The following is a 19,756-nucleotide window of genomic DNA, read 5'->3' as shown; positions in this document are numbered from 1 at the left end:
TGTGTCGCCTTCAGAAGCCAGCGCTATTCCGCGGCTTCGGCGAGTCCTCCCGGCGGGTCATAGGCGCGGATCGGCGGCAGGTTCCCCGCGAAGCGCTCGACCTCGATGGAGGTGAGCTGCCCGGTGCAGCCCTGCGCGAGGCTGGAGGTGCCCACATCGCGCGTCAGCACGTTCGGATTGCCATGCACGCAGAGCGGCGCGTCGGCATTCGCGTCGTCGGGGTCGTACCACGCGCCGGTCGGCAGGTTCACGATGCCGGGCGCGACATCTTCCGTGAGGTGGGCGGAGGCGAGGCAGGCGCCGCGCGCGTTGAAGAGGCGGACGATATCGCCTTCCGCAATGCCGCGCGCCGCGGCATCCGCGGGGTGCATGCGCGCCACCTCGCGCCCGCGCCGCTTGGCGCCCTGGCTGGTGGCGCCGAAGTCGAGCTGGCTGTGCAGCTTCGTCGCGGGCTGGTTGGCGACGAGGCGCAGCGGGGCTTCCGCATGCGGCACGTCCACCGGCTCCAGCCACGCCGGATGGCCGGGGCAATCCGCGTAGCCGAAGCCGGCGATGGTGGGCGAATAGACCTGGATGCGGCCGGATTCCGTGTGCAGCGGATGCGCCTCCGGATCCTCGCGGAAGGCGCGCAGCGTGCCGCCGTCATCCGGGCCGAAGGGGATGGAAAGCGGTCCGTCGCGCCAGAAGGTTTCGAAATCCGGCGCGGGCTCGCCGCGCTTCTCCAGCGCCAGGCGCGCGGGCTCGTAGAGATGCGCGAGCCACTCGCGCACGCTGCGGCCCTCGGTGAAGGCTTCGCCGCAGCCCAGCCGCTCGGCGAGATCCGAGAAGATGGCGAAGTCGTCGCGCGCCTCGGCGAAGGGCTCGGCGATGCGGTGCATGGGGATCAGCACCGGGTCGGTCGGCGCGGCGCCGAGATCCTCGCGCTCCATCGTCACGGTCGCGGGCAGGACGATGTCGGCGTGGCGGGCGCTCGCGGTCCAGGCGCTGTCGTGGACGATCAGCGTGTCCACCGTCGCGAAGGCGCGGCGCAGGCGGTTGATGTCCTGGTGGTGGTGGAAGGGATTTCCGCCGGCCCAGTAGACGAGGCGGATATCGGGATAGGCGTACTTCTTCCCGTCGTAGTCGAAGGGCTCGCCGGGCTGCAGCAGCATGTCCGAAATGCGCGCCACGGGAATGAAGGCGCGCACGCCGTTCTTGCCCTGGTTGAGCGCGGCGGCGGGCGTCGCCACGAGACGCCGCCCGGTATGGCCCAGCGCGCCCAGCGAATAGTGATAGCCGCCTCCCGGCAGGCCGATCTGCCCCAGCGCCGCCGCGAGCACCAGGCCCATCCACACCGGCTGCTCGCCGAACTCGGCGCGCTGGAGGGAGTGGGAGACCGTGATCAGGCTCCGTTTGCCCGCGAGGCGGCGGGCGAGGGCGCGGATGGAGCCGGCCTCGAGCCCCGTGATGGCGGCCGCCCAGTCGGCATCCTTGGGCTGGCCGTCGGCCCCGCCCATCAGGTAGGGCTCGAAGACCTCCCAGCCACTGGTGTAGCGGGCGAGGAAGGCGCGGTCGTGCAGACCCTCCGCCACCAGCGTGTGGGTGAGGGCGAGCATGAGCGCGACATCGGTATTGGGCCGGACGGGCAGCCATTCCGCGCCTGCCTCCTCCGGCAGGTCGTCGCGCAGGGGCGCGACGAGGATGAACTCCGCGCCCCGGTCGCGCGCCGCCTTCATGGAGCCGCGCTCGACATGGCGGCTGATGCCGCCGCTGGCCACCGCGCTGTTCTTGAGCGCCATGCCGCCGAAGGCGAGCACGATCTCGCTATGCTCGGCGATGGCGTCCCAGGTCACGTTGTGGCGGGAGATCTGCTCCATGGGTGCCACGATGCGCGGCAGGATCACGGCAGAGGCGCCGGCGCTGTAGGAATTGACCGAACGCACGTAGCCGCCGAGCGCGATGTTCAGGAAGCGGTGGACCTGGCTCTGCGCGTGATGGAACCGCCCGGCGCTGGACCAGCCGTAGGAGCCGCCGAAGACAGCGCCGGGCCCGTGCTTGTCCTTCACGCGCGCGAGCTCGGCCGCCAGCAGCTCCAGCGCCCGGTCCCAGGAGACGGGGATGAGCTCGTCCCGGCCGCGCCGGTCGTCGGGGCCGGGGCCGCGCTCCAGCCAGCCGCGGCGGATCATGGGCTGGGCGATGCGCGCGGAATGGCGCAGCGCGGCCGCCATGTTGCCGAGGATGGGGCTGGGATCCGGGTCGCCCGGATCGGCCTTGAGCTCCAGCCGCCCATCCAGCCAGCGCGCCGAGAAGCTTCCCCAATGCGAGCTGTGCGGCAGGAAGGGCGGCGCGTCGGGCATCGGGAGTCCTATTCCGGCAGGAAATCTGCCACGGAAAGGTAGCGCTCGCCGGTGTCGTAGTTGAAGCCCAGGATTCGCGCATTCTTCGGCAATTCCGGCAGTTTCTGCGCGATGGCGGCGAGCGTGGCGCCGGAGGAGATGCCGACCAGCAGCCCCTCCTTCAGCGCCGAGCGGCGGGCGTATTCCTTGGCGTCGTCGGCCGCGACCTGGATCACGCCGTCCAGCACGTCCCGGTGGAGATTCGCGGGAACGAAGCCCGCGCCGATGCCCTGGATGGGATGCGGCGAGGGCTGCCCGCCCGAGATGACGGGCGAGGCCGTGGGTTCCACCGCATAGACCTTGAGCCCGGGCCATTTCGGCTTCAGCACCTCGGCGCAGCCGGTGATGTGCCCGCCCGTGCCGACGCCGGTGATCAGGACGTCGAGGCCCTCGGGGAAGTCGGCCAGGATCTCCAGCGCCGTGGTGCGGGCGTGGACGGCGATATTGGCCGGGTTCTCGAACTGCTGCGGCATCCAGGCGCCGGGCGTGGCGGCCACGATCTCCTCGGCGCGGGCGATGGAGCCCTTCATGCCCTTCTCGCGCGGGGTGAGGTCGAAGCTGGCGCCATAGGCCTGCATGAGGCGCCGGCGTTCGATGGACATGCTCTCAGGCATGACCAGGATGAGCTTGTAGCCCTTCACCGCCGCCGCCATGGCCAGGCCGATGCCCGTGTTGCCGGAGGTCGGCTCCACGATGGTGCCGCCCGGCTTCAGCGAGCCATCGGCCTCGGCCGCCTCGATCATGGCCAGGCCGATGCGGTCCTTGATGGAGCCGCCCGGATTGGCCCGTTCCGACTTGATCCAGACCTCGGCCTCCGGAAAGAGGCGGCCGAGGCGGATATGCGGCGTATTGCCGATGGTGGCGAGGACGCTGTCGGCCTTCATGGGCTTGCTCCCTAATGGAGGCCCTTAATTGAGGACGCGCAGCCCCTGGGCAAGGTCGGCGATGAGGTCCTTCGTGTCCTCGAGGCCGATGTGCAGGCGCAGCATCGTGCCCCCGAAGTCGCCGGAGCCGGCCGTGCGGGTCACGAAGCCCGTGGTGGGCAGCGCCAGGCTCTCGAAGCCGCCCCAGCTCGCGCCGATGCCGAAAAGCTGCAGCGCGTTCACGAAGCGGAACATGTCGCCCGTCTCGTAGCGCGGGTCGAGCACGACGCCGAAGAGGCTGCAGCCGCCCGTGAAGTCGCGCTTGAAGAGCGCGTGCTGCGGGTGGGAGGGCAGGGCCGGGTGCAGGATCTGCTTGATCTGCGGCTGCGTCTCCAGCCAGCGCGCGACCTCGAGGCTCGCCTCCTCCTGAGCCTTCAGCCGCATCGCCATGGTGCGCGCGCCGCGCAGGGCCAGCCAGCAATCGTCCGGCGAGGCGTAGTGGCCCATGGTGGAGGCGGCGGTGCGGACGCGGATGTGGTCCTCCTCCGAATTCACCGTGATGCTGCCGAGCAGGATGTCCGAATGGCCGCCGACATACTTGGTCAGCGCCTGGATCGAGACGTCCACGCCATGCTGGAAAGGCTGGAAGTTGTAGATGCCCCAGGTGTTGTCCATCAGCACCTTGGCGCCGCGCGCATGGGCGGCGCGGGCGATGGCCGGGATGTCCTGCACCTCGAAGGTGTGGGAGCCCGGGCTCTCTGTGTAGACGACCTTGGTATTGGGCTGGATGAGCGCGGCCATCCCTGCCTCATCCACGCAAGGATCGTAGAAGGTGGTCTCGATCCCCCAATCCTTCATGAGCGAGGTCGCGAAATTGCGCGCCGGGCCGTAGCAGCTGTCCGGCATCAGGCAGTGATCGCCATTCTTCAGATAGGCGGTCAGCGGCACCGTCACGGCGGCGAGGCCCGTGCTCACGATCGTGCAGCGCGTGCCGCCCTCGATGTCGGTGATCACGTCCTCGAGCGCGTAGTGGGTCGGGCCGCCGGCGGTGCCGTAGGTCATGTAGCGCTCGAAGCGCTTGGCGCCGCCGTCGCGCCGCGCCTCCGCATCCGGGTAGAGCACGGTCGAGCCGCGATGCACGCCGGGGTTCACGAAGCCATGCGTCTTCACGCCCGGCCGGCCGAGATGGCTCATGCGGGTGGAGAAGCCGAGCTTCTTGTGGTCGGCGGGGTTGTGATCGTCCGGCATCAGGCGGTCGCCTTCACGGTTTCGGGGCGGCTCGCCCATTCGGTCCAGGAGCCGTCATAGACGGCGGGTTCGGGCAGGCCGGCGCGCACGGCGCCGAGCGTCAGGATGCAGGCGGTGACGCCCGTGCCGCAGCTCGTGACCAGCGGGCGCGAGCCATCGGCGCCGGCCATCGCGAAGCGGGCGCGCAGCGCCTCCTCCGGCAGCATGGTGCCGTCCGCGGCGAAGAGCTCGTTGAAAGGGATGTTCTGCGCGCCGGGCATGTGGCCGGAGGGCAGGCCGGGCCGCGGCTCGGGTGCGCTGCCCTTGAAGCGGCCGGCGGCGCGCGCATCGAGGATCAGCTTGTCGCCGCTTTCCAGGATGCGCTTCACGTCCCCGATGCCGAGCACGCGGCTCGAGACGAAGTCCGCGACGTAGTTCGTGAACTCCACGGGCGGCGGATCGCCGGCCTCAATCGCGCGGTCCTCCTTCGCCCATTTCGGCAGGCCGCCATCGAGCACGGCCGCGTTCATGTGCCCGAAGAGCCGCATGAGCCACCAGCCGCGCGCGGAGGATTGCAGGCCCTTCTGGTCGTAGAAGACGATCCGGCTGTCGTTGGTGACGCCCATCAGGCCCATCAGCTTCTCGAAGCGCGCCGCCGTGGGGATCATGTGGGGCAGGGTGGAGTCGGGGTCCGCCACCTCGTCGATGTCGTAGAAGCGCGCGCCGGGGATATGCGCCTCCAGGTACTTCTTCTTCCCGTCGAAGGGCTCGTTGGGCAGGTATTTGGTGGTGTCGAAGACGATGAGGTCCGGCTTGCCGAGCTCGGCCGCCAGCCATTCCGTCGAAACGAGATCCTTCATGAACTAGCCCTCCACGAGCACGAGGCTGATGCGGCGGTTCTGCCGCCCCTTGTTTTCCATCTTCGTCACTTCCACGCGGCCGATCTCGGCCGTGCTGCGCACATGAGTGCCGCCGCAGGGCTGGAGGTCCACGGGCGTCTCGCCGCTACCGATGCGCACCAGCCGGATCTGTCCCGAGCCGCGCGGCGGCTGCACCGAAAGCGTACGGACCAGGCCGGGATTGGCGTCCAGCTCCGCCTCGGTGATCCAGCTTTCGCTGATCGGATGGTCGGCGGCGATCAGGGCGTTCAGCGCCTCGGTAAGCGATTCCTTGCTGGGCGGCTCGGCGAGGTCGAAGTCCAGGCGGGACTTGTCCGCGCCCACCTGGCCGCCGGTCACACCCGCGCCCGGGATCAGGCTGCACAGCAGGTGCATGGCGCTGTGCATCCGCATGTGGCGGTGCCGGCGCTGCCACTCGAGGGTCAGCGTCACCTCCGTGCCGGGGGCGGGCAGGACAGCGCCCTCGGGCGTGCGGAGCAGGATGTCCTCGCCCTCTCCCTTCACGGCTTCCAGGACCGGAACCTCGCCGCCATCCCAGCGGATGGTGCCCGTGTCGCCCGGTTGGCCGCCGGCGCGGGCGTAGAAGTTGGAGCGATCCACGACCACACCGGCCTCGCTCGCGGAGACGACGCGCGCGGTCGTCTCGCGCAGGTAGGAATCGCTTCGGTACAGAACTTCGGTCATTAGCGGGTCCATTCGTCGCGCAGGCGCGCGTGGTGGTGGCGCAGCCAGAAGAGGCTCATGGCGCAGGTGGCGTTGCGGATCTCGTTGGCGTCCAGCATCGCCATCGCCCGGGCCGTCGGCATGATCAGCAGCCGGATGTCCTCGCCCTCGTGCTGCAGGCCGTGGTTCTTCACCGTCTCTGGCTCGGGTAGCCGGGCGCGGCCGCAATGGAGGTGCATCAGCTCGTCGCAGCCGCCCTGCATCAGCATGTACTGGCCGATCTTCTCGACCCGGTCCGGGGCGAGGCCCGCTTCCTCCTGCGTCTCGCGCAGGGCGGCCTCCTGCGGGTCCTCGCCGGCTTCCAGCAGGCCCGCCACGCATTCGGTGTGGATGGGCGGCAGGCCCGCGGCGTGCACGGGCAGGCGGAACTGCTCGATGAGGGCCACGCGGTCGGCCCAGGGGTCGAAGGGCAGCATGGCCACGCCCGCGCCCCGGCGCCACAGCTCCCAGGTCAGCTCCGGCGAGCGGCCGCCGTCGAATCGCTCATAGGTGAAGCGCACGCGCTGGACCGGGAAGCGGCCCGGCCAGACGACCTCGTCCGCGCGGATCTCGAGGCCGGGGAAGGGGGAAATCGGCGGGGCCTTGGGTGGTCTGGCGCTCATGCGGGCCAGACCGTAACCTCCCGGGCAAAGCCAGTCCATGAGCCCAGCCTTGCAAACTTCCGAGGTCCCCGTGCGGGCGGCCGCCCTTCGCGCCGTCCGCCAGCGGGCCATTTTCGCCATCCTGGGCGCCGCGCTGCTCTTCGCGATGGCGGCCGCCTGCGTGAAGGCGCTGCACGGGGCCGTGCCGCTGATGCAGCTCATGCTCTTCCGCAGCCTCTTCGCCCTGCCGGTGCTGCTGCCCCTGCTGCGCCAGGCGGGCGGCTGGCAGGCCCTGAAGACCACGAGCCCGCTCGGCCATGCCTGGCGCACCTTCTTCGGGCTGGTGGGCATGGGCACGGCCTTCTATGGCTACGCCACCATGCCCATCGCGGCGGTGACGGCGCTGGGCTTCACCATGCCGCTCTTCCTCACGCTGCTCGCCATCCCGCTGCTGGGCGAGACCGTCGGCTGGCGCCGCAGCCTGGCGGTCGCGGTGGGCTTCGCGGGCGTGCTGCTGGTGGTCCGCCCCTGGTCGGGCGGCGAGGACATGCCGCTGGTCCCGAGCCTCGTCGTGCTAGCGGGCGCGCTGAGCTGGGCACTGGCCATGATCACCATCCGCCGGATGGGGCAGGCGGGGGAATCGGGCGTTTCCATCGTGCTGTGGTTCGCCATCGGCTCCTCGATCGTGACGGGGGTGCTTTCGATCCCGGGCTGGATCTGGCCGACACCGCTGCAATGGGCGCTGCTGTTCGGCATCGGCATGGTCTCCGCGCTGGCGCAACTGCTCATGACCGAGGCCTACCGCTCGGGCGAGACGACCGTCGTGGCGCCCTTCGAGTATTCCGGGATCATCTGGACCACGCTGCTCGGCGCGGTGATCTGGTCCGAGATGCCGGATCCGTGGGACGGCGCGGGCGTGGCCGTGCTGGTCGGCTCCGGCCTCTACATCTGGTACCGCGAGACGCAGCTCGGCATCCGCCGATGAGCGGCGTAGCCGAGGTTGTCCCGCCGGACGCCAGGGGCCAAGTTGGGCCGATGTCCGAAACCCTCGGGAAGCCTCGCGCGCATCCGCGCTGGTACGTCGCGCTGGTCCTGCTGCCTGTGCTGGTGGCAGGCCTGCGCTGGGCCTCCTTCCTGCCCTCCGTGATCGACTGGGACGAGAGCCTCTACATCCTGCAGGCACGGGAGTGGCTCCACGGGAACTGGCCGCTTTCGGGTGTCTGGGACATGCATCCGGTGGGCGCGCCGGCCACCATCGCAGTTGCCTTCGCGCTGCTGGGCGAGAGCCTGCAGACGGTGCGCCTGCTGGGCGCGGCCTGCGTCACGCTGACGGGATACGGGCTGATCCTCATCGCCCGGCGACTGGGGGCGCCCCGCAGCCTGGGTTATGCGGCGGCGCTTCTCTACGCGGCGCACACGCTGTTCCTGGGGGGGCTCGCCTCCAACACGGAGATCCTCTTCGCGCCGCTGGTGGCCTTCGCGCTGGGCACCGCGCTTTCCCAGGGGCGGGACTGGACGCGGCTGATCCTCATGGGCGTGCTGGTCGGCTTCGCGCTGCTCATCAAGCCGGTGGTGACGCCCGAGGGCTGCCTGGTCTTCGCGCTCTTCGCCTGGCCCACGCTGCGGGCCCGCAACTGGCGGCTGCTGGCGTGCTACGCGGGAGCCTATGCGGCCCTCTGCGTGGCGCCGACCTTGCTGGTCGGCGCCATCTACGCGCTGCGCGGCGAGTTCGATATCTGGTGGGGCAGCACCGTGCTCGCACCGCTGCAATATGCTGCCGGACGCATTCCGCTGGAGCAGATGCTCTGGCGCATCACCCTGGCGGCGCTGGCGCTGCGCTGGCTGCTGGCCTTCGGCATCGCCGCGCTGTTCTTTTCCTGGCGGGAGCCCTCCCTGCGCCGGGTGATGCTGCTGGGCCTCGCCTGGCTTCTCGCCGCGGCGCTGGCCGTGGCGGGGCCGGGCCACTTCTTCCCGCACTATTTCCTGATCGCGATCCCGCCGCTTTCCTTGCTCGCGGCCAGCGGCGCCTATTCCTTCGCGCGCTTCATGGCGGGGCACCGGGGGCGCATGCTCCTCTCGATCCTGGTCCTGGCCGTGGCGCTCGACAATGTCGCGACCGATCTTTCGCCGCGCCTCAGCCGCGGTTTCGCCATGGGCAGCCCCGATACGCCCCGCCGCATGGCCGCGCTGATGAATGACGAACTGGAACCGGGCGACACGATCTTCGTGCCGAACTACCAGCCCGTGGTCTATTTCCTGACCCACGCCAAGCTGCCGACGCGCTTTCCCTTCCCGGTCCACCTGACGGGGAGCTTCGCGAACCTCGCGGGGGTGGACACGGATGCCGAGGTGAAGCGCATCCTCGAATCCCGGCCGCGCTTCATCGTGCTCGACCGCAGCGAGTGGTTCGCCATGCGCCCCTCCGCCATGTCCATGCTGACAGAGGCGCTGGAGGAGGGCTACGAGCTGGCCGCGACCTTCGTGGAGGAGCGCGGCACGGTGGAACTCTGGCGCCGCGTGGAGGCGGAGTGATGGAGGATATCCTCTTCCTCGTCTCGAAGATCTTCTGGCTCTTCGCCCGGCCCAATACCTTCGCCCTGCTGCTGGCCTGCATCGGCGCCGCCATGCTCATCGCAGGCCGGAGGCGTGGGCGCTGGCCGCTGCTGCTCGGCCTCGGCTGGTATGTCGCCGTGCTGCTGACGCCCTTGCCCGCCTGGATCACCCTGCCGCTGGAGGACCGCTTCGCGCGGCCGGCCGACCCGGGCCGGGTGGATGGCGTCATCATCCTCGGCGGCGCCGTCGAGCAGCTGCTGACCGAGCGCCGCGGCATCCCCGCCCTGAACGGCGCGGCCGAGCGCATGACGGAAGCCGTGGCGCTCTCCCGCCGCTACCCGGAGGCGCGGATCGTCTTCACCGGCGGGCAGGGCACCGTCATTCCCGGCGCGCAGACGGAGGCCGATGTGGCGCGCGAGCTCTGGGCCTCCATGGGCCTCGAGGGGCCGCGCGTGGTCTTCGAGAACGCCTCCCGCAACACCTGGGAGAACGCGACCATGACCCAGGCGATGCTGCGTCCGCAGCCCGGCGAGCGCTGGCTGCTCGTGACCTCCGCGAGCCACATGCCGCGCTCCATGGGCTGTTTCCGGCGCGCGGGGTGGGAGATCACGGCCTGGCCGGTGAACTACTCCACCTCGCCCGGGGGGCAGGGCTGGTTCGACCCGCCCTTGTCCTTCCGGCTCGGGCAGGCGGAATGGGCCGTGCGGGAATATGTGGGCCTCATCGTCTATCGCCTGCTGGGCCGCACGAGCGCGTTGTTTCCGGCGCCCTGAATATGGTTAGCCCTTCCCCGTCAACGGGGAGGTGGCCATGAAGCGGATCCTGGTACTGGTTCTCATGCTGGCGGGCCCGGCCTCCGCGCAGAGCTTCGTCACGGAGCGGCTGGCCGGTGAGGCGCTCTTCGGCGGCGCGACCCTGGTGGACCCGCCGGAGGGCGAGCCGCGCGGAACCCACGCCTATCTCACCGTCACGGGACCGGCCGCGCGCCGCATCTTCGACGCGATGCCCGGACCCGCTCGCCCCGATGCCTGCGAGCCCAGTCGCCGCAGCAAGCGCGCCGGGCAGGTGACCTGCTCGGTCGGGCGGCGTGCGCAGGAGGCACAATGCGACTTTGCCCTGCTGATCGCGCGCGGCGAACTGACGGGCGGGAGGCCTTGCTAGAGCTGCTTCTGCATGATGGTGACGAGCTGGCGGCTGTCCATCGTCTCCTCGATGGCTAACCAGCCGAGCTTCTCGTAGAAGCCCGCGGCATCGTGCGTATAGAGGTAGAGCGCCCCGTGCCCCGCCTCCCGCGCCGCGTTCTCCACCGCCGCGACGAGCCGCTCGCCGCAGCCCTGGCCGCGCGCTTCCGGCACGACATAGACGCCCGCCAGCCAGGGACCGATATCGGGCCGTGGTTCCAGGTCTGAGGCCGCGAGGGTCGCCGTGCCGCAGGGGACGTCGCCCGCCAGCAGCACGAAGCTTTCCGGCAGGCCGGGGTCGGAGGCGGCGGAGCCGATCACCTCCAGAAGCTCCTCCAGCGTGTGGCCGTTGGGCTGCCAGAAGGCATCCCAGAGCCATTCGGCCACGACGGGTACGAGATCCGGCCGCTCCGCGACGCTGACGATGCGCCAGGTGGCGCTCAAAGCGTCAGGATCCGCTCGGGGTCGGCGCGGCCGGTGGCGAGGTCCATCAGCCCGCGCAGATTGCCGCGGAAGCGGCCCCAGCGATCCACCTCCGGCTCCGGCACGGCCGAGCGCGCGAGGTTCATCGCAAGGTGCCGCCCGACCGAGCGCAACGCGTGGCTCCAGGGATAGCTGCCCTTGCGCGCCAGGTAGATGGGATTCACCACCTGCGAATAACCGAGCTTGATGCCCGGCACGCGGCCCGACTTCGTGCCGAGATGCACGCCGCGCGCGCCATGCAGGCGGTAGATACTGCCGTAGGGCAGCAGCCGGCGCGTGAGGTCGAGATCCTCGTACCAGCCATAGAGCGGCAGCTTCTCGTCGAAGCGCAGCGCATGCGCGCGGACGGGCGCGAGGCGGAGCGCCATGTTGCAGCCGTAGCCGTTGAAGTGCCCGTGCACGCCGAGGAGGTCGGCGGGCGGCGTGTCGGCGGCGAGGATCTCGCGCGCCGCCTCGGGCGTGATGCCGGGGCCCTTGGCGCCGTCGGCGACCACGGTGCCGGTGGCGACGACGCATTCGGGATGCGATTCCAGCACGCCCTCCAGCGCCTCCAGCCAGCGCGGCGCGGCGATGAAGTCGTCGTCGAGGAACAGCACCGCGTCGCAATCGCCGATCGCATCCAGGATGCGGTTGCGCTGCCGGGGCAGGCCCGCCGGGCTGGTCAGGAACTCCGCCCGCGGGAAGCGTTCCGCGAGGCCGGTCACGTCGTCCGGTGTCACATGGCACACGACGATTCGGTCCGGCGCGCGGGTCTGGAGCGAGAGCTCCTGCAGCACCTCGCCGAGGATGGCGGGGCGGCCGCGCGTGGCGATGCCGACAGCGATCCTCATGGGGCGATCCTCATGCCAGGCTTTCCATCGGCTGGGGCCAGGCCAGCGCGCGCGCGTCGCGGGAGAGGAAGCCCGAAAGGCGGCCGGAGAAGGTGGCGAGATAGTAGCGCATGTCCAGCAGCCGGCCGCGCAGCAGGGACAGGACGGCGCCGCCCAGCGGCCGGTAGAGGAACGGCGCCCAGACACTGGCCGGCACGCCATGCCGCCGCAGCGCGAAGCCGAGGCCGAGGCCGTAGCGCTTCGCCCGCGCCACCGCTTCAGGCGTGAGGCGCTTGTCGGGATGGATCACGCGCAGCTCGGGAGCGTAGCGGGCCGCATGGCCGTTCGCCATCGCGCGGCAGACGAGGTCGTTGCCCTCGGCCGAGCCGAAGCGCGCCCCGGGGCCCATTGCCTCGTCGAAGCCGCCCAGTGCGAGAGCGGTCTCGCGGCGGAGCCAGAGGTTGAACTCGATGACGCTGGTCCAGACGTTCTGGAGCGTGATGGGGCCGCGCTCCCCGTTCCAGCGGCCGGAGCCGAGGCCGCCTTCCGGCGCGGCGGCGGGGCCGGTCAGGATCTCCAGCTTCTGGTCGCTGTCGAAGGCCACGCGCACGCGCCGCAGAACGCCGGCCGGAAAGAGGCAGTCGTCATCCGGGAAACCCACCAGATCGCCCCGCGCATGCGCCAGGCCAAGGTTGCGGCCCGCATTGGCATGCGCGCGCGGACTGCGGAGATGCAGCAGCGGGAGCTGCAGCGCATAGCGCTCGGCCAGCGCGTCCAGCCGGCCATCCTCGTTCTGGTCGACGAGGATGACCTCGAAATCCGCGCTGTTGTCGGCAAGCAGGCTATCGAAGAGCTCGCCGATTTCCTTCACGCGGCCCTTGGTGGAGACGACGAGGGAGATCATCGCTGCACGACCTCCAGCAGCTTGCGGCGGAACTCCGCGATGCTGAACTGCTGCGCCTGGGCGTGGCATGCCTCGGGCGTGAAGGCCGGCTCGCGCGCCACGAAGTCCCGCACGGCGGCGACGATGGCGTCCGCGCTCTGCTCCTCGAAGAAGAGGCCGGTGCGGCCATCCTCCACGATGTCGCGCGAGCCGCCGCGCCCATAGACGATGAGCGGCGTGCCACAGGACTGCGCCTCCACCATCGCGATGCCGAAATCCTCCTCTGCGGCGAAGACGAAGGCGCGGGCACCCTGCAGCAGCGAGACCAGCTCCGTCTGCGGCACGCGGCCGCGTACGTCGATGTTCGGCGCGCCCTTCGCAGCCTCGGCCACCAGATGCGCGGAAGGCCCGTCGCCCGCGATGACGAGGTGGAGGTCCGGCATGCGGGCGAAAGCCTCGGCCACCAGCTCGACGCGCTTGTAGGGGACTTGACGCCCGGCCACCAGGAAGTGGCGGCGCGGCGCGGTGGCCAGCGGGAAGCCGTCGAGGTCCACGGGAGGGTGCAGTACCTCGGCCTCGCGGCGCCAGACCTTGCGGATGCGCTCGGCGATGTAGCTCGAATTGCCGAGAATGATATCGGGCCGCGACGCGCTCGCCTGATCCCAGGCGCGCATCTTGTGCAGCAGCCAGCGCGTGTAGAGACCCTTCAGCCCGCGCGTGAGCCCGGCCTGGCGCAGATACTGGTGCTGCAGGTCCCAGGCGTAGCGCATGGGGCTGTGGACGTAGGAGACATGGCGCGTGCCCGGCCCCGTGATGACGCCCTTCGCCACGGCGTGGGAGGACGAGAGCACGAGGTCGTACCCCTGCAGGTCGAACTGCTCGACGGCGAGCGGCATCAGCTGCAGGTAGTTGCGGAACATCTTCTTCGCGAAAGGCAGGCGCTGGATGAAGCTCGTGCGCGGCACGCGCCCACCGAGGAAGGCGCGCTGGTTGTCCGGCAGGAAATCGCAGAGCGCGTAGAGATCGGCCTCGGGAAAGCAGGCGAGCATCTGCTCCACCACACGCTCTGAGCCGGCATAGCTGTCCAGCCATTCATGTACGATCGCGACCTTCATCGCGGCAGGAACTCCAAAAGGCGCCTCGCGGCGGCATCCCATGAAAAGCCGGCGGTCCTGAGGCGGCCGGCATCGACGATCATCTCGCGCAGCGCCGCGTCGTCGGCGAGGCGGGCGACGCATTCGCCGAGGCTGTCGGGCCGCGTCGGCTCGAACCAGAGCGCGGCATTGCCGCAGACCTCGGCGACAGCTCCCACGCGGTTGCCGACGACCGGGCAGCCGCACCACATCGCCTCCACCGGCGGCAGGCCGAAGCCCTCGTACCGCGAGGGGAAGACGAGGCAGAGCGCGGATTCGTAGAGGGCGCGAAGCTCCGCATCGCTGACGCGGCCGAGCGCGCGGACATGCGCATCCAGCGCGGGCGCGCCCTCCTGGCGAAAGACGCCCGCATCCTTCGCGCCGGCGACCGCGAGCACCAGCCCGCGCTCGGCCAGCGCGCCGATGGCGGAGTGGAGCGCGGCAAGGTTCTTGTGCGCGGCGCCCGTGCCGACGACCAGCGCATAGCGCCGCGTTTCCAGCCCGTGGCGCGCCAGGATCGAGGCATCGGCGGGCTCGCGGAGGATGTGCTCGCCGCCCTCGAGCGTGACGCCGATACGCTCTTCCTTCACGCCGAGATTCACGGAGATCCGCCCGGCGGAGAACTGCGAGACGCTGAGGATTCGCGCGCCGCGCCAGACAAGACCGCGCTGCAGGCCCCGGTACCAGGTGCGGAACTTCCAGCCGTAGCTCTCGGGCGTGTCGAAGACGCCGGCATCGTGGATCACCACGGCCTGCCGTGAACCCGCCAGCAGCGGCGCGGTATTGCCGAGGTTCAGCAGGTAGTCGCCGTTCAGCGCGCGCGGCAGGTCGAGCTGCTCCCAGCGCTGGCCGCCCGCGCTGCCCACGGTCTGCGGCGAGAGGGCCGGGAAGGCCTCCTGGCCCTGGGCGCCAGGCGGGACCAGCAGGCGCATTGGCGGTGCCTCGCCGCGCCGCGCCAGCTCATCCAGCGCGCGCACCATCTCGCCGGCATAGCGCTGCACGCCGGTCAGGCCCTGGGTGAGGAAGCGTCCGTTGATCGCGATCATGCGGGTCGCTGCTCCAGGATGCGCCGCGCCTGCCAGGGGCGGCGCAGCAGGGGGCGCAGGATCTGCCGTTCCTCCGCGGTCAGCACGCCCAGCATGGCGGCGGCTACGACGAGGAAGCCCGGGATGGCGATGGCCGCCCCCCAGCGCCAGTCGCCCACCAGCACCGTCGCGGCGAGCACGAGGCCCGAGAGCAGCAGCGGCAGCGCCATGCGCCGCGCCGTGGCGCGCGCGGGCTCGTAGAGCCGCCCGGCCAGCCAGAATTTGCCCGCCGCGTCGAAGACCGCGCGCGCCGCCCAGGCGATGGCCGCGCCCTCGATCCCGAAGAGGTGCAGCAGCAGCGCCGAGAGCGGCAGGAAGATCACCACCTGCACCAGAATCAGCCGTGCCGTGGCGTCCGGCCGGCCGATCGCGTCCAGCAGCGTGTTGGGCGCGAAGGCGATGCAGGAGAAGAAGATGCCCGCCGCCAGGATGCGCAGCACCGTCCCGCCGCCCGCCGCGAACTCCGCGCCGAGCCAGAGGCGCAGCACCCAGTCTCCCAGACCGGCGAGCACGAGGCAGGCCGGCAGCGTCAGCAGCAGCATGAGCAGCGAGCCCCGCCGCAGGAGGCCCGAGGTCGCGTCCGGCAGCAGCTTGAAGCCCGAGGCCATGCCCGGGAGCATCGCCTGGGCGATGGCGACGGGCAGGATCCACATGCGCATCACGAGGTCGAGCGGAGTCGCGTAGAAGGCGACGGCCGCCAGCGTCAGCATGGCGCCCACCAGGAAGCGGTCCGCATAGAGCAGCGCCTGGTTGAGCACGGAGGAGAAGGTCATCCACCCGCCGATGCGCAGCAGCGGCAGGATCATGCGCGGATGGCCGACGGAAAGCCGCGGCAGCAAGGGCCGCGCGAGCCACATGTAGCTGAGCGTATTGGCCAGCCGGCAGGCGACGAGCACCAGCATCACGCCCACCAGGCTCTGCCAGAAGATCAGCAGGATGACGGGGCCCAGATAGTACATCACCGCCACCGGGATGGTGACGAGATTGGCCGCGGCGAAGCGCTGGTGCGCCGCCAGGACGCCCCAGAGGGCCGCGTTGATGACGATGAGCGGCGCTGCACAGGCCAGCACGCGGAAGGCGGTCAGCGCCTCCTGCTGCAATTCCGGCGGGACGTTCAGCACGCGCTGCATGAGGGTGGGCAGGATCGTCCAGAAAACGGCCGCGCCGATGGCCGCGAAGCCACCCAGGGCGACCATGGCGGTGCCGACCAGCCGCCCGGCGGCTTCATCCTCGCCTTCCGCCATGCGCTCGGACAGGCCGCGCGTGAGCGCCGGGCCGATTCCGAGATCGAAGATGCCGAAGACGCCGACGAGGGCGAGGGCGAGGGTGAAGAGGCCCCAGCGCTCCAGGCCGAGCTGGTGCACCAGGATGGGAGTCAGCGCGAGGGCCAGGAGCAGGGGCAGTCCCCGTCCCAGCGCATTCCACAACATCCCGGAGATGAGCCGGCCCGCGCCGGCGCGCGCCTCGAGGCTCTGGTTCATGATGACGTTCCGCGCCGGTTGAAGTTCCGGCGCGGAGAATACCCTAGCAGGCGCCGCGGCGCGACAGCACGGCCATCGGCGTGCGCAGCAGGATCTTGATGTCGCTCCAGATCGAGGGGCGCGACACATAGGCCACATCGAGCGCCACGCGCTGGGCGTAGCTGGTGTCCGAGCGGCCGGAGACCTGCCAGAGGCCGGTCAGGCCGGGCCGCACGCTCATGTAATGGGCGGCGGCGGCGCCGTAGTAGCGATCCAGCTCCGCCTGCACGACGGGGCGGGGGCCGACCAGGCTCATCTGGCCGAGCAGCACGTTGATGAGCTGCGGCAGCTCGTCCAGCGAGGTGGCGCGCAGGAAGCGGCCGATCCGCGTGATGCGGGGGTCGTCCTTCAGCTTCCGCGTGGCCTCCCACTCGGCGCGGGCCTCGGGGTCGCTGGCGAGCAGCGCCTCCAGCCGGGCCTGGCTGTCGGTGACCATGGAGCGGAACTTGAGGCAGCCGAAATCGGCGCCGTGGCGGCCGACGCGGCGGTGGCCGAACAGCGCAGGGCCGCCATCGAGGCGAATGACGAGCGCGATGGCGACCATGAAGGGCGCGAGCGCGAGCAGCAGCATGCCGGCGCCCAGCATGTCGAGGCCGCGCTTCAGGGCCGGCCGGACGCCTTCGCGCCATTGCGCGTGGGGGGGCGCCAGCAGGGCGGTGGGGGCACGGAAATCGGCGCCCACGCGGGTCTCGCGCAGGCTCACCTCACGCTGAAGGGACGAAAAAGCGTCCAACCCGGGCATCGGAACCCTCGATCACGGTGGCCACGGGGGCGGGTCCACCGACTGAATTCGCGGCGCGGGAGAAGGTCATCCGCTCCCTGGCCACGATGCGGGTTAAACCCCTGTACGCTGGCGGCAATTGGACCCGGTTGGGGCAGGAATGTGGCAGCGCGAAAAAACCGGCCGCTTGCCCCGAGGGCATTGAAATGGCAGGCGGAAGCCGATCGCCCGGGAGGGGAACTTGTCGCGTCTGGCCTACCCGATTTCATGCGCTTTCGGAGCAATCCTGTCGATCCATCTGTTCGGGCTCGATTTCATCTGGCCGCGAAACGGACTCGACTGGCGGCCCGTAGGGGATGCGGCACAGCATGCCATCGCGCAGCGCCACTTCCTGGCCGACGCCTGGCGCTGGCCGCCGCTCACGGTCGGCACGCTGCAGAATGTGAATTTAGCGTTTCTGGACGGAATTCCCGCCCTGGCCCTGCCGCTGAAGGTGGCGAGGTCCTGGCTGCCGGAAGGTTTCCACGGCATCGGCCTGTTCTATGCGATTGCCTGGATTCTGCAGCCCGTTGCCGCGGTATGGGCGCTCAGGGGCGCCGGCGTGCGGGGGCTGGGGTCGGGCGTCGCGGTGGCGCTGATGGCGAGCGCCATGCCCGCCTTCATCATGCGCTTCGGCCATGCCGCGCTCTGTGGGCATTTCGTCGTGCTGTTCTCGCTGGGGCTTTATTTCCGGCTGGTGCGCGACGGGCGCTGGTGGTGCCTGGCCGTGCCCTGGCAGGCCGTGGCGCTGCTCATCCATCCCTATCTCGCGCTCATGTCGCTGGCGCTGCTGGGCGCTGTGCCGTTGACCCTGCTGCTGCGGGGCAAGCGATTCGTCGCGGCTGGATTGGGCGCCGCCGGCGCGGCGGCGGCGATGCTGGGGACGATGATCGCCTTCGATTATCTCGGTGCCGCGGGCGATGGCGGCTACGGGCAATACGCGCTGAACCTGCTCTCGCCCTTCTGGCCCTTCCGTTCGCTCCTGCTCGGAGGCTCGATCCCGCGCGAGATCGACGCGACGGGGCATGGCGGATGGGAAGGCTACAACTGGCTCGGCCTCGGCCTCTGGGCGGCGCTCGCCGCCGGCCTGATCGTGGCGCGGGACCGGGTGCTGCCTGGCCTGCGGGCGCATCTCGGCCTCGTTCTGGCGTTGCTCGGCCTGACCGCGCTGGCGGTTTCCTTCCGGATCGGCCTCGGCGGGCAGGTCGTGCTGGATCTCGGCCCGGCGCCGGGCTTCCTCGAGCAGTTCCGCGCCTCCGGCCGGTTCTTCTGGCCGGTAGGCTATGCGCTGATGATCGGCGCGGCGGTTCTTCTGGCCGGACGCGGCGCGAAGGGCGTCACCATCCTCATCGCCTGCGGCCTGCTGCAATTCGTCGATGCCGCGCCCATGCGGGCCGCGCTCTCGGCCTGGGCGCATGAGCGCCAGCCCTGGTCGGTGGAGGCCGGTGCGCTGCGCCCGCTCTTCCGCGAGGCGCGGGAGGTCACCTTCCTGCCCTCCTGGCCCTGCATTCCGCATGAGGATGGGCCGAGCCGCGTCCGCGCGCTGGAGCTGCTGCTGCTGGCGAGCGAGACGCCGCGCCCGGTCAACAGCATGTACGCCGCCCGCTGGCGCGAGCCGCCCCGCTGCACGGATGCCGAGGCGATGTCGCGCCCGCTCGCGCCCGGGGAGCTCCGCGTCGGCCTTCCGCAGGCTGGGCTGGAAGGCTCAGGCTGCCGGGCGCTTGGCGACCTGACCGTTTGCCGATGAGGGGAGATGCCGCTCGACGAGATAGAGCGGCCTTCCCTTCGTCTCGTTGAAGATGCGGCCCAGATACTCGCCGATGATGCCGAGCGTCGTGAGCTGCACGCCACCGAGGAAGAGCACCACGGCCATCAGGCTGGGATAGCCCGAGGTCGGGTTGCCGAAGAGGATGGTGCGGACCAGCAGCTGCAGCAGGTAGATGCCCGCCAGCACGGCGGTGAAGAGCCCGAGATAGGTCGCGATCTTGAGCGGCCCCACCGTGAAGCTGGTGATGCCCTCGAGCGAGAGATTCCAGAGCTTCCAGTAGTTCCACTTGGTCTCGCCGGCGGCGCGCGGCGCGCGTTCGTAGGGCACGGCGATGGATGGGAAGCCCACCCAGGCGAAGAGGCCCTTCATGAAGCGGTGCTGCTCGCGCAGCTGCAGCAGCGCGTCGAGCGAGCGGCGGGACATGAAGCGGAAATCGCCGGTGTCGCGCGGCAGCTGCACGCGACCGCCGAGGCGCTGCATCATGCGGTAGAAACCGGCCGCCGTCGTGCGCTTCAGCCAGTTCTCCCCATGGCGGACGCTGCGCTGGGCATAGGCGACGTCATAGCCCTGCGCGGCGGCTGCGAGCAGGGAAGGGATCACCTCCGGCGGGTCCTGCAGGTCGGCGTCGATCACCACCACGCCCTCGGTGCCGCGCGCGTGGTCGAGCCCCGCCGTCAGCGCGATCTCCTTGCCGAAATTGCGCGAGAGATTGACCAGCGCCACGCGGGGGTCGCGCTCGGCGAGGCCGGTCATCACCGCCATCGTGCCGTCGCGCGAGCCGTCATTGACGTAGACGACCTCCCACGGCCAGCCGATGGATTCCATGACCGGCACGATGCGGGCATGAAATTCCGGCAGCACCTCCTGCTCGTTGTAGCAGGGGACGACGATGGAGAGGGCGGGGGCGGTCATG

Annotated in this window: 19 protein-coding genes; 5 read left to right on the top strand and 14 right to left on the bottom strand. The window is 70.5% G+C overall.

The features are described 5' to 3' along the window. Positions 1 to 23 precede the first annotated feature (23 nt). Genes WJM96_RS10330 through WJM96_RS10305 form a run of 6 tightly spaced genes read right to left on the bottom strand, consistent with a single transcriptional unit; the run spans position 24 to position 6,689 of the window. Entirely contained in the window at positions 24 to 2,336 is a 2,313-nt protein-coding gene (locus tag WJM96_RS10330; RefSeq protein ID WP_424812403.1) for a molybdopterin guanine dinucleotide-containing S/N-oxide reductase, read from the bottom strand. Between the two features lie 8 nt (positions 2,337 to 2,344). Further along, positions 2,345 to 3,259, bottom strand: coding sequence for a cysteine synthase A (gene cysK, locus WJM96_RS10325; protein WP_424812402.1), 915 nt, complete (start codon positions 3,257 to 3,259; stop codon positions 2,345 to 2,347). A 24-nt stretch (positions 3,260 to 3,283) separates the two neighbouring features. Beyond that, positions 3,284 to 4,486, bottom strand: a complete 1,203-nt coding sequence (metC, locus tag WJM96_RS10320) for a cystathionine beta-lyase (protein ID WP_424812401.1) — start codon at positions 4,484 to 4,486, stop codon at positions 3,284 to 3,286. Beyond that, entirely contained in the window at positions 4,486 to 5,325 is an 840-nt protein-coding gene (locus WJM96_RS10315) for a sulfurtransferase (protein WP_424812400.1), read from the bottom strand. The genes metC and WJM96_RS10315 overlap by 1 nt, the downstream gene beginning before the upstream one ends. 3 nt (positions 5,326 to 5,328) lie before the next feature. Further along, positions 5,329 to 6,048: an alanyl-tRNA editing protein gene (locus WJM96_RS10310; protein ID WP_424812399.1), complete on the bottom strand. Its 720-nt coding sequence runs from the start codon at positions 6,046 to 6,048 to the stop codon at positions 5,329 to 5,331. Then, positions 6,048 to 6,689 carry an NUDIX domain-containing protein gene (locus WJM96_RS10305; protein WP_424812398.1) on the bottom strand — a complete coding sequence of 214 codons (642 nt, stop codon included), beginning with the start codon at positions 6,687 to 6,689 and terminating at the stop codon, positions 6,048 to 6,050. The genes WJM96_RS10310 and WJM96_RS10305 overlap by 1 nt, the downstream gene beginning before the upstream one ends. A gap of 49 nt (positions 6,690 to 6,738) precedes the next feature. Here WJM96_RS10305 and WJM96_RS10300 point away from each other — a divergent pair, with 49 nt between their 5' ends. Genes WJM96_RS10300 through WJM96_RS10285 form a run of 4 tightly spaced genes read left to right on the top strand, consistent with a single transcriptional unit; the run spans position 6,739 to position 10,382 of the window. Next, positions 6,739 to 7,653 carry a DMT family transporter gene (locus WJM96_RS10300; RefSeq protein ID WP_424812397.1) on the top strand — a complete coding sequence of 305 codons (915 nt, stop codon included), beginning with the start codon at positions 6,739 to 6,741 and terminating at the stop codon, positions 7,651 to 7,653. Between the two features lie 50 nt (positions 7,654 to 7,703). Beyond that, complete coding sequence (locus WJM96_RS10295; protein WP_424812396.1) at positions 7,704 to 9,200, top strand: ArnT family glycosyltransferase; 1,497 nt, start codon at positions 7,704 to 7,706, stop codon at positions 9,198 to 9,200. Further along, positions 9,200 to 9,994 (top strand): YdcF family protein, encoded by a 795-nt coding sequence (locus WJM96_RS10290; protein ID WP_424812395.1) that lies wholly within the window; start codon positions 9,200 to 9,202, stop codon positions 9,992 to 9,994. Before WJM96_RS10295 ends, WJM96_RS10290 begins: the two co-directional genes overlap by 1 nt. A gap of 37 nt (positions 9,995 to 10,031) precedes the next feature. Next, positions 10,032 to 10,382, top strand: coding sequence for a hypothetical protein (locus WJM96_RS10285; RefSeq protein WP_424812394.1), 351 nt, complete (start codon positions 10,032 to 10,034; stop codon positions 10,380 to 10,382). Here the strand turns inward: WJM96_RS10285 and WJM96_RS10280 are convergent. From WJM96_RS10280 to WJM96_RS10250, 7 genes are read right to left on the bottom strand one after another with little or no spacing between them, the layout of a single operon-like run. Next, entirely contained in the window at positions 10,379 to 10,846 is a 468-nt protein-coding gene (locus WJM96_RS10280) for a GNAT family N-acetyltransferase (RefSeq protein ID WP_424812393.1), read from the bottom strand. The genes WJM96_RS10285 and WJM96_RS10280 overlap by 4 nt on opposite strands. After that, the gene (locus WJM96_RS10275) at positions 10,843 to 11,715 is read right to left on the bottom strand and encodes a glycosyltransferase family 2 protein (RefSeq protein ID WP_424812392.1); all 873 of its coding nucleotides are present in this window, start codon (positions 11,713 to 11,715) and stop codon (positions 10,843 to 10,845) included. Before WJM96_RS10275 ends, WJM96_RS10280 begins: the two co-directional genes overlap by 4 nt. A gap of 10 nt (positions 11,716 to 11,725) precedes the next feature. Then, positions 11,726 to 12,598 carry a glycosyltransferase family 2 protein gene (locus WJM96_RS10270; RefSeq protein WP_424812391.1) on the bottom strand — a complete coding sequence of 291 codons (873 nt, stop codon included), beginning with the start codon at positions 12,596 to 12,598 and terminating at the stop codon, positions 11,726 to 11,728. Beyond that, positions 12,595 to 13,692 (bottom strand): glycosyltransferase, encoded by a 1,098-nt coding sequence (locus tag WJM96_RS10265; RefSeq protein ID WP_424812390.1) that lies wholly within the window; start codon positions 13,690 to 13,692, stop codon positions 12,595 to 12,597. The genes WJM96_RS10270 and WJM96_RS10265 overlap by 4 nt, the downstream gene beginning before the upstream one ends. Further along, on the bottom strand, positions 13,689 to 14,756 hold the full coding sequence (locus WJM96_RS10260) for a glycosyltransferase family 4 protein (protein ID WP_424812389.1): 1,068 nt from the start codon (positions 14,754 to 14,756) through the stop codon (positions 13,689 to 13,691). Before WJM96_RS10260 ends, WJM96_RS10265 begins: the two co-directional genes overlap by 4 nt. Continuing rightward, a complete protein-coding gene (locus WJM96_RS10255) occupies positions 14,753 to 16,276 on the bottom strand; it encodes a flippase (protein WP_424812388.1) in 1,524 nt (507 codons plus the stop codon). The genes WJM96_RS10260 and WJM96_RS10255 overlap by 4 nt, the downstream gene beginning before the upstream one ends. Before the next feature lie 43 nt (positions 16,277 to 16,319). Then, positions 16,320 to 17,048, bottom strand: a complete 729-nt coding sequence (locus WJM96_RS10250) for a sugar transferase (protein WP_424812387.1) — start codon at positions 17,046 to 17,048, stop codon at positions 16,320 to 16,322. Between the two features lie 229 nt (positions 17,049 to 17,277). On the opposite strand from WJM96_RS10250, the gene WJM96_RS10245 reads away from it, so the two are divergent. Continuing rightward, positions 17,278 to 18,822, top strand: a complete 1,545-nt coding sequence (locus tag WJM96_RS10245; RefSeq protein WP_424812386.1) for a DUF6311 domain-containing protein — start codon at positions 17,278 to 17,280, stop codon at positions 18,820 to 18,822. Here WJM96_RS10245 and WJM96_RS10240 read toward each other — a convergent pair. Beyond that, positions 18,781 to 19,755 (bottom strand): glycosyltransferase family 2 protein, encoded by a 975-nt coding sequence (locus tag WJM96_RS10240; RefSeq protein WP_424812385.1) that lies wholly within the window; start codon positions 19,753 to 19,755, stop codon positions 18,781 to 18,783. The genes WJM96_RS10245 and WJM96_RS10240 overlap by 42 nt on opposite strands. Position 19,756 lies beyond the last annotated feature (1 nt).

This window comes from Roseococcus sp. YIM B11640 (assembly GCF_049727625.1).
GTDB lineage: Bacteria > Pseudomonadota > Alphaproteobacteria > Acetobacterales > Acetobacteraceae > Roseococcus.
Note: the sequence above shows the minus strand (reverse complement) of the source record. Positions and strands in the feature narration are given on the sequence as shown.

Bases quoted from the DNA above. Each gene is read 5' to 3' on its own strand.
- WJM96_RS10255 (WP_424812388.1), bottom strand. From the start codon at position 16,276: ATGAACCAGAGCCTCGAGGCGCGCGCCGGCGCGGGCCGGCTCATCTCC.
- WJM96_RS10290 (WP_424812395.1), top strand. From the start codon at position 9,200: ATGGAGGATATCCTCTTCCTCGTCTCGAAGATCTTCTGGCTCTTCGCC.
- WJM96_RS10265 (WP_424812390.1), bottom strand. From the start codon at position 13,692: ATGAAGGTCGCGATCGTACATGAATGGCTGGACAGCTATGCCGGCTCA.
- WJM96_RS10285 (WP_424812394.1), top strand. From the start codon at position 10,032: ATGAAGCGGATCCTGGTACTGGTTCTCATGCTGGCGGGCCCGGCCTCC.
- WJM96_RS10260 (WP_424812389.1), bottom strand. From the start codon at position 14,756: ATGATCGCGATCAACGGACGCTTCCTCACCCAGGGCCTGACCGGCGTG.
- WJM96_RS10315 (WP_424812400.1), bottom strand. From the start codon at position 5,325: ATGAAGGATCTCGTTTCGACGGAATGGCTGGCGGCCGAGCTCGGCAAG.
- cysK (WP_424812402.1), bottom strand. From the start codon at position 3,259: ATGAAGGCCGACAGCGTCCTCGCCACCATCGGCAATACGCCGCATATC.
- WJM96_RS10330 (WP_424812403.1), bottom strand. From the start codon at position 2,336: ATGCCCGACGCGCCGCCCTTCCTGCCGCACAGCTCGCATTGGGGAAGC.
- WJM96_RS10305 (WP_424812398.1), bottom strand. From the start codon at position 6,689: ATGAGCGCCAGACCACCCAAGGCCCCGCCGATTTCCCCCTTCCCCGGC.
- WJM96_RS10310 (WP_424812399.1), bottom strand. From the start codon at position 6,048: ATGACCGAAGTTCTGTACCGAAGCGATTCCTACCTGCGCGAGACGACC.
- WJM96_RS10270 (WP_424812391.1), bottom strand. From the start codon at position 12,598: ATGATCTCCCTCGTCGTCTCCACCAAGGGCCGCGTGAAGGAAATCGGC.
- WJM96_RS10295 (WP_424812396.1), top strand. From the start codon at position 7,704: ATGTCCGAAACCCTCGGGAAGCCTCGCGCGCATCCGCGCTGGTACGTC.
- WJM96_RS10275 (WP_424812392.1), bottom strand. From the start codon at position 11,715: ATGAGGATCGCTGTCGGCATCGCCACGCGCGGCCGCCCCGCCATCCTC.
- metC (WP_424812401.1), bottom strand. From the start codon at position 4,486: ATGCCGGACGATCACAACCCCGCCGACCACAAGAAGCTCGGCTTCTCC.
- WJM96_RS10240 (WP_424812385.1), bottom strand. From the start codon at position 19,755: ATGACCGCCCCCGCCCTCTCCATCGTCGTCCCCTGCTACAACGAGCAG.